13 protein-coding genes are annotated in these 12,262 nt (G+C 60.7%); 7 read left to right on the top strand and 6 right to left on the bottom strand.

Features of this window, described 5'->3' with window-relative positions; all coding sequences use genetic code 11:
- Nucleotides 1–11: 11 nt before the first annotated feature.
- From rng to mreB, 5 genes are all read right to left on the bottom strand, one after another.
- Complete coding sequence (rng, locus tag HBO11_RS10585) at nucleotides 12–1,469, bottom strand: ribonuclease G (protein ID WP_169950904.1); 1,458 nt, start codon at nucleotides 1,467–1,469, stop codon at nucleotides 12–14.
- Between the two features lie 69 nt (nucleotides 1,470–1,538).
- Nucleotides 1,539–2,135 (bottom strand): nucleoside triphosphate pyrophosphatase, encoded by a 597-nt coding sequence (locus tag HBO11_RS10580; RefSeq protein ID WP_169950906.1) that lies wholly within the window; start codon nucleotides 2,133–2,135, stop codon nucleotides 1,539–1,541.
- A 50-nt stretch (nucleotides 2,136–2,185) separates the two neighbouring features.
- Nucleotides 2,186–2,674 carry a rod shape-determining protein MreD gene (mreD, locus tag HBO11_RS10575; RefSeq protein WP_169950909.1) on the bottom strand — a complete coding sequence of 163 codons (489 nt, stop codon included), beginning with the start codon at nucleotides 2,672–2,674 and terminating at the stop codon, nucleotides 2,186–2,188.
- A complete protein-coding gene (gene mreC, locus HBO11_RS10570; protein ID WP_169951386.1) occupies nucleotides 2,674–3,750 on the bottom strand; it encodes a rod shape-determining protein MreC in 1,077 nt (358 codons plus the stop codon). The genes mreD and mreC overlap by 1 nt, the downstream gene beginning before the upstream one ends.
- A 138-nt stretch (nucleotides 3,751–3,888) precedes the next feature.
- Nucleotides 3,889–4,926, bottom strand: coding sequence for a rod shape-determining protein MreB (gene mreB / locus HBO11_RS10565; protein ID WP_002555108.1), 1,038 nt, complete (start codon nucleotides 4,924–4,926; stop codon nucleotides 3,889–3,891).
- 210 nt (nucleotides 4,927–5,136) lie between these two features.
- Here mreB and gatC point away from each other — a divergent pair, with 210 nt between their 5' ends.
- The 6 genes from gatC (at nucleotide 5,137) to HBO11_RS10535 (ending at nucleotide 10,390) form a co-directional block, all read left to right on the top strand.
- Nucleotides 5,137–5,424: an Asp-tRNA(Asn)/Glu-tRNA(Gln) amidotransferase subunit GatC gene (gatC, locus tag HBO11_RS10560; protein WP_003216077.1), complete on the top strand. Its 288-nt coding sequence runs from the start codon at nucleotides 5,137–5,139 to the stop codon at nucleotides 5,422–5,424.
- A gap of 16 nt (nucleotides 5,425–5,440) precedes the next feature.
- Nucleotides 5,441–6,892, top strand: a complete 1,452-nt coding sequence (gene gatA / locus HBO11_RS10555) for an Asp-tRNA(Asn)/Glu-tRNA(Gln) amidotransferase subunit GatA (RefSeq protein ID WP_169950911.1) — start codon at nucleotides 5,441–5,443, stop codon at nucleotides 6,890–6,892.
- 10 nt (nucleotides 6,893–6,902) lie between these two features.
- Nucleotides 6,903–8,348 carry an Asp-tRNA(Asn)/Glu-tRNA(Gln) amidotransferase subunit GatB gene (gatB, locus tag HBO11_RS10550; RefSeq protein ID WP_169950913.1) on the top strand — a complete coding sequence of 482 codons (1,446 nt, stop codon included), beginning with the start codon at nucleotides 6,903–6,905 and terminating at the stop codon, nucleotides 8,346–8,348.
- 157 nt (nucleotides 8,349–8,505) lie between these two features.
- Nucleotides 8,506–8,877 (top strand): septal ring lytic transglycosylase RlpA family protein, encoded by a 372-nt coding sequence (locus HBO11_RS10545; protein WP_169950915.1) that lies wholly within the window; start codon nucleotides 8,506–8,508, stop codon nucleotides 8,875–8,877.
- 59 nt (nucleotides 8,878–8,936) lie between these two features.
- Nucleotides 8,937–9,986, top strand: coding sequence for a calcium/sodium antiporter (locus tag HBO11_RS10540; protein ID WP_169951388.1), 1,050 nt, complete (start codon nucleotides 8,937–8,939; stop codon nucleotides 9,984–9,986).
- Nucleotides 9,983–10,390: a carboxymuconolactone decarboxylase family protein gene (locus HBO11_RS10535; protein ID WP_169950917.1), complete on the top strand. Its 408-nt coding sequence runs from the start codon at nucleotides 9,983–9,985 to the stop codon at nucleotides 10,388–10,390. The genes HBO11_RS10540 and HBO11_RS10535 overlap by 4 nt, the downstream gene beginning before the upstream one ends.
- Before the next feature lie 43 nt (nucleotides 10,391–10,433).
- On the opposite strand, the gene HBO11_RS10530 is transcribed toward HBO11_RS10535, so the two are convergent.
- Nucleotides 10,434–11,375, bottom strand: a complete 942-nt coding sequence (locus HBO11_RS10530; protein WP_169950919.1) for an AEC family transporter — start codon at nucleotides 11,373–11,375, stop codon at nucleotides 10,434–10,436.
- A 274-nt stretch (nucleotides 11,376–11,649) separates the two neighbouring features.
- Between HBO11_RS10530 and HBO11_RS10525 the strand changes: the two genes are divergently transcribed.
- A complete protein-coding gene (locus HBO11_RS10525; protein ID WP_169950921.1) occupies nucleotides 11,650–12,249 on the top strand; it encodes a GNAT family N-acetyltransferase in 600 nt (199 codons plus the stop codon).
- The last annotated feature ends 13 nt before the right edge of the window (nucleotides 12,250–12,262 follow it).

Raw genomic sequence — 12,262 nt, 5'->3', positions numbered from 1 at the left:
ACTGATGCGGATCAGAGCAGCACCACGTCGTATTGTTCCTGGGAATACATGGTTTCGACCTGGAAACGGATGGTGCGGCCAATAAAGCCCTCCAATTCCGCAACGTTGCCCGACTCTTCGTCCAGCAACCGGTCCACCACCTTCTGGTTGGCCAGGACTCTATAACCCTCGGCCTGGTAAGCGCGTGCCTCCCGCAGGATTTCCCGGAAAATCTCGTAGCAAACCGTTTCCGGGGTCTTCAACTTGCCGCGCCCCTGGCAACTGCTGCACGGCTCGCACAGCACCTGCTCAAGGCTTTCGCGGGTGCGCTTGCGGGTCATCTGCACCAGGCCCAACTCGGTGATCCCGATAATGTTGGTCTTGGCGTGATCGCGCTCCAGTTGCTTTTCAAGGGTGCGCAATACCTGGCGCTGATGCTCTTCATCTTCCATGTCGATGAAGTCGATGATGATGATCCCGCCCAGGTTGCGCAGGCGCAGTTGGCGGGCAATGGCGGTGGCGGCCTCGAGGTTGGTCTTGAAGATGGTTTCTTCAAGGTTGCGATGGCCGACGAAAGCACCGGTGTTCACATCAATGGTGCTCATGGCTTCTGCCGGGTCGACCACCAGGTAGCCACCAGACTTGAGCGGCACCTTGCGCTCCAGGGCCTTCTGGATTTCGTCCTCGACGCCATACAGGTCGAAAATCGGCCGTTCACCGGGGTAGTGCTCCAGGCGGTCGGCGATTTCCGGCATCAATTCGGCAACAAATTGCGTGGTGCGCTGGAAGGTTTCCCGCGAATCGATGCGAATTTTCTCGATCTTGGGGCTGACCAGGTCGCGCAAGGTCCGCAGGGCCAGGCCCAGGTCTTCATAGATGACGCTCGGCGCGCCGACGGTCTTGATCTGGGCACCGATCTGGTCCCACAGGCGCCGCAGGTAGCGGATGTCCATGAGGATTTCATCGGCACCGGCACCTTCGGCGGCGGTCCGCAGGATAAAGCCGCCGGCCTCCTTGATGCCTTCGGCAGCCACGCAATCGCTGACGACCTTTTTCAGGCGCTCACGCTCACCTTCGTCTTCGATTTTCAGGGAAATACCGACATGGGCAGTGCGCGGCATGTACACCAGGTAACGCGAAGGAATCGACAACTGTGTGGTCAGGCGCGCGCCCTTGGAGCCGATCGGGTCCTTGGTGACTTGCACCACCAGGCTCTGCCCTTCATGCACCAGGGCGCTGATGCTTTCGACCGCCGGGCCTTCGCGCAGGGAAATTTCCGAGGCATGGATAAACGCCGCGCGGTCCAGGCCGATATCGACAAAGGCCGCCTGCATGCCCGGCAATACCCTTACAACCTTGCCTTTATAGATATTGCCGACAATCCCGCGCTTCTGGGTGCGCTCGACGTGCACTTCTTGCAAAACACCGTTTTCTACCACCGCCACGCGCGATTCCATCGGCGTGATATTGATCAGAATCTCTTCACTCATGGCTGGGTCTCGTTCAGGCGTTTTCACAATAGTGGCCGATCGCTTAAATATGGCGCTGGAGTTAGGCGTTCAGCGCACGGAAAGGTGTTGCCAACAGGGTATGCCGAAATGGCCCAGCAGTTCTGCTGTTTCGCAGACCGGCAAGCCAACGACCGCGGAGTAACTGCCATTTAGCCCGGCGACAAATACCGCCGCCAAGCCTTGGATAGCATAGCCGCCCGCCTTGTCCTGAGGCTCCCCGCTGTGCCAGTAAGTCGTTGCCTCGTGTGTGCAAACCTGGCGAAAGCGCACGCGGCTGCTGACCAGGCGCGTTTCGCAGCGCAGGTCACTGAGCACGGCAATGGCGGTGAGGACTTCGTGTTCACGATCAGAAAGGGCCAGCAACATGGCCAGGGCATCGGCCTGGTCCAGGGGCTTGCCCAGGATCCGGCCATCCAGGATGACGGCGGTATCGGCGCCCAGCACGCAGGCATTGGCGGTATCGGCCAGTGTCGCCAGGCCTGCGGCGGCTTTGCCACGGGCCAGGCGTTCGACGTAGGACGCCGGCGACTCGTCGCCCAGGGGTGTTTCATCGATAGCCGCGCTGACCACAGTGAACGGCACGCCGATCTGGGTCAGCAATTCACGCCGCCGAGGAGAGCCGGAGGCCAGATAAAGTGCATGCATTGCAGACTCTCCCTGTGGGTTCGATAACCAGGCAGAGCCTCGCGACCCACTCAATTGATTTTATAGCGACGACGCAACCCACGCAGCCCGAAACTGACCCATGGCCACAGCAGCGCGCTGACCAGGGCCGGCAAGACCAGCGCCAGGGTCGGTTGGCGGTTGCCGGTCAGGGCACTGAGCCACAGCTGCACCAATTGGGCCAGGCCGAAGATCACCAGGATCACCAGGCACTGCTGCCACATCGGGAACATCCGCAGGCGTTGCTGCAACGACAGCACCAGGAAGGTAATCAGCGTAAGAATCAAGGCGTTCTGGCCGAGCAACGTGCCATACATCACATCTTCAGCCAGCCCCAGGCACATGGCCGTGACCATGCCGACCTTGTGCGGCAGGGCCAGCGCCCAGAAGGCCAGGAGCAACGCCAGCCACAGCGGGCGCAGGATTTCCATGAATTGCGGCATCGGCGAAACGCTGAGCAGCATGCCGATGGCAAAGGTCAACCAGACCATCCAGCCATTGCGCGAATGAGTGCCGGCCATTATTGCGCCCCTTGTCGAGTGGTTGCCGGTGCAGGTGCCGCCGCTGGCGCAGTCGCCGCTGGCTTGACCGGCCGAGCCGGTTGGGTCACCGGTTTGGCTGGTGTCGCCACAGCAGGCGCGGCAGGTGCAACCGGTGTCGCCACGGGTGCCGCCGGTTTGGGTACGGTTGCCGGAATAACCGGCGTCGTGGTGCCGTCTTGCTTGTCCTGCGCTTCCTGGGCCTGGGCGGCTTCGTTGGCGCGCTCTTCCGGCGTACGCGTGTCGCTGAACACCAGCAACAGGTAGCGGCTACGGTTCAGCGCGGCCGTCGGCACGGCGCGGACAATCGCAAACGGCTGGCCGGAATCGTGGATCACTTCCTTGACCGTCGCCACCGGATAGCCTGCCGGGAAGCGCTGGCCAAGGCCGGAGCTGACCAGCAGGTCGCCTTCCTTGATGTCGGCGGTGTCCGCCACATGCCGCAACTCCAGGCGTTCCGGGTTACCGGTGCCGCTGGCAATCGCCCGCAGGCCATTGCGGTTGACCTGCACCGGAATGCTGTGGGTGGTGTCGGTCAGCAGCAGCACGCGGGAGGTATAGGGCATCAACTCCACCACCTGGCCCATCAGGCCACGGGCATCGAGCACCGGCTGGCCAAGGACCACACCATCGCGCTCGCCCTTGTTGATGATGATGCGATGGGTGAAGGGGTTGGGGTCCATGCCGATCAACTCGGCCACTTCGACCTTTTCATTGACCAGCGCGGAAGAATTGAGCAACTCGCGCAGCCGAACGTTCTGCTCGGTCAGGGCCGCCAGCTTTTGCATGCGCCCCTGCAACAGCAGGTTTTCAGTCTTGAGTTTTTCGTTTTCGGCCACAAGCTCGGTGCGGCTGCCAAACTGGCTGGCCACGCCTTGCCATAGCCGTTGCGGCAGGTCGGTGATCCAGTAGGACTGCATCAATACCAGCGACATTTGGCTACGCACTGGCTTGAGCAGTGTGAAGCGGGCATCGACCACCATCAGCGCGACCGATAGCACGACCAGCACCAACAAGCGCACGCCCAATGAGGGGCCTTTAGTGAAGAGCGGTTTAATAGGCCGCTCCTCCCGGGCAGATATTCTCTTTATTCATACGGCATCAAACCGGCCTGGATGCAGATTGAAGAAGATAAACGCCAACAGGCAGCACTGCAAAGTGCTGCCTGTTGGCGAAACATGGTGCAACCAACGATCTTATTCGCTGGAGAGCAGGTCCATGGTGTGTTTATCCATCATTTCCAGTGCACGACCACCGCCACGGGCAACGCAGGTCAGCGGGTCTTCGGCGACGATCACCGGCAGACCGGTTTCCTGGGCCAGCAGCTTGTCGAGGTCGCGCAGCAAGGCGCCACCACCGGTCAGCACCAGGCCACGCTCGGCGATATCGGAAGCCAGCTCCGGCGGCGATTGCTCCAGCGCGCTTTTTACTGCCTGAACGATGGTGGCCAGGGACTCTTGCAGAGCTTCCAGCACTTCATTGGAGTTCAGGGTAAAGGCACGTGGTACGCCTTCGGCCAGGTTGCGACCGCGAACATCGACTTCGCGCACTTCGCCGCCCGGGTAAGCGGTACCGATTTCCTGCTTGATGCGCTCGGCGGTGGATTCGCCGATCAGGCTGCCGTAGTTACGACGCACATAAGTGATGATCGCTTCGTCGAAGCGGTCGCCGCCAACCCGTACGGATTCGGCATACACCACGCCGTTGAGGGAAATCAGGGCGATTTCAGTGGTACCGCCACCGATATCCACCACCATCGAACCGCGCGCCTCTTCAACCGGCAGGCCGGCGCCGATGGCAGCAGCCATTGGCTCTTCGATCAGGAACACTTCGCGGGCACCGGCACCAAGGGCCGATTCACGGATGGCACGACGCTCCACCTGGGTGGATTTGCACGGCACGCAGATCAGCACACGAGGGCTGGGCTGCAGGAAACTGTTTTCGTGAACCTTGTTGATGAAGTACTGCAGCATCTTCTCGCAGACGCTGAAGTCGGCGATCACGCCGTCTTTCATCGGACGAATGGCGGCAATGTTGCCAGGTGTGCGGCCGAGCATGCGCTTGGCCTCGGTGCCCACGGCAACGACACTTTTCTGATTACCATGGGTCCGAATGGCCACAACCGATGGCTCATTCAGGACGATACCGCGCTCGCGCACGTAAATAAGGGTGTTGGCAGTGCCCAGGTCGATGGAAAGATCGCTGGAAAACATGCCACGCAGTTTCTTGAACATGGGAAAGGGACCCTAGGCAACGCGTGGGTAAAAAAGTGCGGCAAACTCTAACAACGACAGGGATTTTGGGCAAGGCGCCAATGTGCTAAATTGGCCGACTTTCTGTGCACCTAACCCCACAATCGCGGCCTTATGACCGTAGAAATGCGGTAGTGTTCCGACAATCTAACACACGGATAGCTTCCGTTCTGTTTTCCACTGGAGAATCCCATGGCGCTTGAACGCTCCGACGTGGAAAAAATCGCTCATTTGGCCTGCCTGGGCCTCAATGAAGCCGATCTTCCACAGACCACCGCAGCCCTGAACAGCATTCTCGGGCTGGTCGACCAGATGCAGGCGGTGAATACCGACGGCATCGAACCCCTGGCCCACCCACTGGAAGCCAGCCAGCGCCTGCGCGCAGACGTCGTGACCGAACGCAATAATCGCGAGGCCTACCAGTCCATCGCACCAGCGGTCGAAAACGGCCTGTACCTGGTTCCGAAAGTCATCGACTAAAGGGAAAGAGCCTGCAATGCATCAATTGACTCTGGCCGAGATCGCCCGCGGTCTCGCCGACAAAAAGTTTTCTTCCGAAGAGCTGACCAAGACCCTGCTGGCGCGCATCGCCGCTCTGGATCCGAAGGTCAACAGCTTTATCAGCCTCACCGAGGAGCTGGCACTAGGCCAGGCCAAGGCCGCCGACGCCCGTCGCGCCAACGGTGAAAGCGGCGCGCTGCTGGGTGCGCCAATCGGTCACAAGGACCTGTTCTGCACCCAGGGTATCCGCACCAGCTGCGGCTCGAAGATGCTCGACAACTTCAAGGCGCCCTACGACGCGACCGTGGTCGCCAAGCTGGCCGAAGCCGGGGCCGTGACCCTGGGCAAGACCAACATGGACGAATTCGCCATGGGCTCGGCCAACGAATCGAGCTACTACGGCGCAGTGAAAAACCCGTGGAACCTGGAACACGTGCCCGGCGGCTCTTCCGGTGGCTCGGCAGCAGCCGTGGCCGCGCGCCTGCTGCCGGCCGCTACAGCCACCGATACCGGCGGTTCGATCCGCCAGCCAGCCGCATTCACCAACCTCACCGGCCTGAAACCGACCTACGGGCGCGTTTCCCGCTGGGGCATGATTGCCTACGCCTCCAGTCTCGACCAGGGCGGCCCCCTGGCCCGCAGCGCCGAAGACTGCGCAATATTGTTACAAGGCATGGCTGGCTTCGATGGGAAGGACTCCACCAGCATCGATGAACCCGTGCCGGACTACAGCGCCAGCCTCAATACCTCGCTCAAAGGCCTGCGTATCGGCGTGCCGAAAGAGTATTTCAGCGCCGGCCTCGACCCACGTATCGCCGAACTGGTGCACAACAGCATCAAGGAGCTGGAAAAGCTCGGCGCGGTGATCAAGGAAATCAGCCTGCCGAACAACCAGCACGCGATTGCGGCGTACTACGTGATCGCCCCGGCAGAGGCCTCGTCGAACCTGTCGCGCTTCGACGGCGTGCGTTTCGGCTACCGCTGTGAAGCCCCGAAAGACCTCACCGACCTGTACAAACGCTCCCGTGGCGAAGGCTTCGGCGTGGAAGTGCAGCGCCGGATCATGGTCGGTGCCTACGCCCTGTCGGCCGGCTACTACGACGCGTACTACCTCAAGGCGCAAAAAATCCGACGCCTGATCAAAAATGACTTCATGGCTGCCTTTAATGAAGTCGACGTGATCATCGGTCCGACTACACCGAACCCGGCCTGGAAGATCGGCGCCAAGACCGGTGACCCGATCGCCGAGTATCTTGAAGACCTCTACACCATCACCGCCAACCTCGCGGGCTTGCCGGGCTTGTCCATGCCTGCAGGTTTCGTCGATGGCCTGCCGGTGGGCGTGCAGTTGCTCGCCCCGTATTTCCAGGAAGGCCGCTTGCTCAATGTGGCGCACCAGTACCAGTTGAACACTGACTGGCACACTCGCACCCCAACCGGCTTCTGAGGAGAACACTATGCAATGGGAAGTTGTGATCGGGCTGGAGATTCATACCCAGCTCGCCACCCAATCGAAGATTTTCTCCGGTAGCGCCACCACGTTCGGTGCAGAACCCAACACCCAGGCCAGCCTGGTAGACCTGGGCATGCCTGGCGTATTGCCGGTACTGAACCAGGAAGCGGTACGCATGGCGGTGATGTTCGGCCTGGCGATTGACGCCCAGATCGGCCAGCACAACGTGTTTGCGCGCAAGAACTACTTCTACCCGGACCTGCCCAAGGGCTACCAGATCAGCCAGATGGAGCTGCCGATCGTCGGCAAGGGCTACCTGGACATCCCCCTGGAAGACGGCACCATCAAACGTGTCGGCGTGACCCGTGCGCACCTGGAAGAAGATGCTGGCAAGAGCCTGCATGAAGAATTCAATGGCGCCACCGGCATCGACCTGAACCGCGCCGGCACGCCACTGCTGGAAATCGTGTCCGAGCCGGACATGCGCAGCGCCAAGGAAGCCGTGGCCTACGTCAAGACCATCCACGCGCTGGTGCGCTATCTGGGCATCTGCGACGGCAACATGGCCGAAGGCTCCCTGCGTTGCGACTGCAACGTGTCGGTGCGGCCAAAAGGCCAGGTCGAGTACGGCACTCGCTGCGAGATCAAGAACGTCAACTCGTTCCGTTTCATCGAGAAGGCGATCAACACCGAAGTCCGTCGCCAGATCGAGCTGATCGAAGACGGCGGCAAGGTGATCCAGCAGACGCGCCTGTACGACCCGAACAAAGACGAAACCCGCGCCATGCGCAGCAAAGAGGAAGCCAACGACTACCGTTACTTCCCCGATCCGGACCTGTTGCCGGTGGTGATCGAGGATTCGTTCCTCAATGACGTGCGCGCCACCCTGCCGGAATTGCCACCGCAAAAACGCGAGCGCTTCCAGGCGCAGTTCGGTCTTTCGGTGTATGACGCCAGCGTCCTGGCGTCGAGCCGCGAGCAAGCCGACTACTTTGAAAAAGTCGTGAGCATTGCCGGTGACGCCAAGCTGGCCGCCAACTGGGTCATGGTTGAACTGGGCAGCCTGTTGAACAAACAGGGCCTGGAAATCGACGAAGCCCCGGTAACGGCCGAACAGTTGGGCGGCATGTTGCTGCGCATCAAGGACAACACCATCTCCGGCAAGATCGCCAAGACCGTGTTTGAAGCCATGGCCAGCGGTGAAGGCAGCGCCGACGAGATCATCGAGAAACGCGGCCTCAAGCAAGTCACCGACAGCGGCGCGATCTCGGCCGTGCTAGATGAAATGCTGGCGGCCAACGCCGAGCAGGTCGAGCAGTACCGTGCAGCGGACGAAGCCAAACGCGGCAAGATGTTCGGCTTCTTTGTGGGCCAGGCGATGAAGGCCTCCAAAGGCAAGGCCAACCCGCAACAGGTGAACGAATTGCTCAAGAGCAAGCTCGAAGGCTGATAACGGTTGCCGCCCTGTGGGAGCCGGCTTGTGAAGGAACTGGCTTGCCTGCGATAGCATCACCTCGGTGCATCTGAAAAACCGAGGCGCCCGCATCGCAGGCAAGCCAGCTTCTACAAAGGTCGGTTCCCATATCAATTTTGGGGACACCTTGAAAATGAAGCGTCTACTCGGCCTCTGCGCCCTGTTTTCACTGCTCACCGGCTGCGCCAGTGGCCTGATCGATCCCAACGGTTATGACGAAACCGGCACAGCGTCCTACTACGGCGCCAAGCACCACGGCAAAAAAACCGCCAGCGGTGAACCCTTCAACCAACACGCCATGACCGCCGCCCACCGGCGCCTGCCATTCGGCACGCGGGTGCAGGTCACCAACCTGGCCAACGACAAATCCGTGGTGGTGCGCATCAATGATCGCGGCCCACACACCCGTGGCCGGCTGATCGATCTTTCACGCCAGGCCGCCGAGCAGTTGGGTATGCTGCGCAGCGGAACCGCGCGCGTGCGCGTGCAAGCCCTGAACAACTGACTGACGGAGCCCTGGCCATTTTCGGATTAAGCGCCCTCTCGCCCCTGAGCCTGATTGAACTGATCAGCGGCCTATTGCTGCTGATCGCCGGCGCCGAGATGCTGGTGCGCGCCGCCGTGCGCCTGGCCGCCAGCCTCAAGGTCAGGCCGCTGATCATTGGCTTGAGCATCGTCGCCTTTGGCAGCAGCGCGCCGCAAATCGCCGTTAGCCTGCAGGCCACCCTGGCCGGCAATACCGATATTGCCGTGGGCAGCGTGATTGGCAGCAGCATCTTCAATATCCTCGTGACCCTGGGCCTTTCAGCGCTGATCATTCCCCTGCGCGTGTCGCGACAACTGGTGCGCCTGGATATCCCGGTGATGATCGGCGCCAGCCTGCTGCTGTTCATCCTCGCCAGCGATGAGGCCCTGACTCCGCTCGACGGCCTGACCTTACTGGCAGCCCTGCTCGCCTACCTCGCGTTGTTGCTGTACCAGACCCGCCATTCGCGCCGCCCGCGGACCCGCGACACGGTAGTGCAGGCGCCGTGGCTGAGCAGTTTGCTGTGGATGATCGGCGGGCTCGCGCTGCTGGTATTCGCCGGGCATCTGCTGCTGGGGGCGGCCGTGGAAGTGGCCAGCGACCTGGGCCTGTCCGAACGGGTGATCGGCCTGACCATCGTTGCCGTCAGCACCTCTCTGCCGTGTCTCGCCACTTCGCTGATCGCCGCTCTGCGCGGCGAACGAGAGATTGCGGTGGGCAACGTGATCGGCAGCAACCTGTTCAACCTGTTGGGGGTGCTGGGGTTTACGGCGCTGGTGGCGCCATTGCCTTTGTCGGTGTCGCCCAATGCCCTGGACTTCGACCTGCCGGTGATGCTCGGCGTGGTGGTGTTGTGCTTGCCAGTGTTTTACACCGGCTACCGCATTACCCGCGCCGAAGGCTTGCTGTTGCTGGGGCTGTACCTGGCGTATGGGCTGCACGTGGTGTCGTTCACCACCGGCATGCCGCTGGCCAATAAACTCGAACAACTGATGCTGTACTACGTCCTGCCAGCGCTGGTGGCTTTCCTGTTGTTCACTTCGCTGCGGGCCTGGCGCCGCCAACACCACAAGAGGGAGTCGCAATGACCGATCAACCGAAATCCGGCGAGCAAATGCGTCGCCAGGTCATGGGCGACGTATTTGTCGACCGCGCCTTGGGCAATGCCACCGAGTTCACCCAGCCGTTGCAGGACTTCGTCAACGAACATGCCTGGGGCGGGGTGTGGAACCGTGAAGGCCTGCCGCTGAAGACCCGCAGCCTGATCACCCTCGCGGCATTGACCGCCTTGAAGTGCCCGCAGGAGCTCAAGGGCCATGTGCGCGGCGCGCTGAACAATGGCTGTACTGTCGAAGAAATTCGCGAGGCGTTGCTGCATTGCGCGGTGTATGCCGGTGTGCCGGCGGCGATTGATGCGTTTCGCGCGGCGCAGGAAGTGATTGAGGCGTATCAGCCAGCTCCCACAATTAGTGGTGAACACCCTCAAGTGTAGGAGCGGGCTTGCCCGCGATAGGCCCTAAAAAACACCACTCATTTCAGATCCAGCCACCGGCCTGCAACACAAAGATCCCGATATTGGTGGTCACTGCCGCCATCAGGGTGGTGATCACAATGATCGCCGCCGCCAACTCATGGTTGCCCTGGGCCGCACGGGCCATGACAAAGCTGGCGGCGGCCGTCGGCGCGCCAAAATACAAAAACAGAATCCCCAGCTCCGGTCCCCGGAAGCCATACAGCCAGGCCCCGACGGTGGCCACGAGCGGCAAACCGATCATTTTCACCAGGCTGGCACTCAACGCCATGTTGCCACTTTGGCGCAAGGCCGCCAGGGACAGAGTGCCCCCAATGCAGATCAATGCCAGGGGCAGGGTCATGTCGGCCAGGTACCTCCCGGAGGTTTCCAGCCAACTGGGCAGGCCGATCTGGAAATAGGCGAATGGCGTGGCGGCAATCACACTGAGGATCAGCGGGTTGGCCAATACGCTCTTGCAGATGCTCCACGGGTCCGACTTGATCACCGGGCTGTACACCGCCAGCACAATGGTCGACAGGGTGTTGTAGAACAGGATCACCAGCCCCGCGAGGATCGCCCCCAGGGAAATCCCGTAGTCGCCGTACATGCTGGCCGCCAGTGCCAGGCCGATCACCCCGTTGTTCCCGCGAAACGCGCCCTGGGCATAAATGCCCCGGTCTTCCCGCGGGCAACGGAAAATCGCCCAGCCCCAGGCCAGGGCGAAGCTGGCGACCGTGGCCACGGCAAAATAGATCAGCAGTTCTGGCTTGAGCGCCGAATGCAGGTCGGCGTGCAATATCCCCAGAAACAGCAACGCTGGCATGGTGACGTTGAACACCAGGGCTGACGCGGTGTGGATAAAATTGTCGTTGATCCAGTTGATGCGCTTGAGCAGCACCCCCAGGAACAGCATGGCAAACACCGGCGCAGTGATGGTGAGCGTCGCAAGGAAAATGGCGAGCATGCTAAGTCCTGTTTTCAGGGAATCGTCATGATAAAGCAGTGGGCTGCACTGTTGATATTGGATTTCGAAACATAAACACGAACTAAAAAAGTCCAGAATTGGGAACTGTGGCTACTTCGTAGGAGGTAATCCCACTATCCCGGCCGGGGTTCACCCGTCCCACAAAGCACTGCACAAGCTCCCACGCACTAACGAGAATCCACACCTCCGCTTCAGTAACGCCGCCCCTGAAAATCCCCCTCCTGTAACAACTGAATAACTCCAGGGGGGCCCCATGCGTAGATCCGTCAACCATTTACACAATGTGCATATCAGAAGCTGGGACGATGAGGACATTGCGGGTTACACCGAACTACTCAGTGACCCCGAGGCGATGAAATTCATTTCCGCCGGCACCACCCGGGACATGACCGCCGCCGCCAACGAAATCGCCACCTTCAAAAAAGAAATGACCGACCAAAACTGGTCACGCTGGGCGGTGAGCATTGGCCTGCAAGGCCCTTTTATCGGTTATGCCGGGTTCGCGCAAAAAGAATACGGCATCAACTTCGGCAACCGTTTCCTCAAGAAATACTGGGGAACGCCCTACCCCTTTATTGCCATCCACCTGGCACTTGAATACGGCTTTGAGCACCTGGGGTTCGAGCAGATCTACACCCTGACCAATATCCGGCACCACCGCGCACTGGAAATGAACCGGGCGTTTTTGCACGCGCCACAACTGGCCGGGCAAGTGATTGAAACCCCTTACGGCCCCCACGTGAAGATTGATCTTACCCGCGAACGGTTCAGGGAAATCACCCCTGCCAACCTGGCGCGCATCGACCGGTTTTCGCGCCGGATGAAAACCGCCGAACACACCAAGCTGGCCTGACCAAAACCATCAC

Origin of the sequence: Pseudomonas sp. WS 5010 (assembly GCF_012985565.1) — a bacterium.
GTDB lineage: Bacteria > Pseudomonadota > Gammaproteobacteria > Pseudomonadales > Pseudomonadaceae > Aquipseudomonas.
This window is presented reverse-complemented; position numbering and strand designations above follow the sequence as displayed.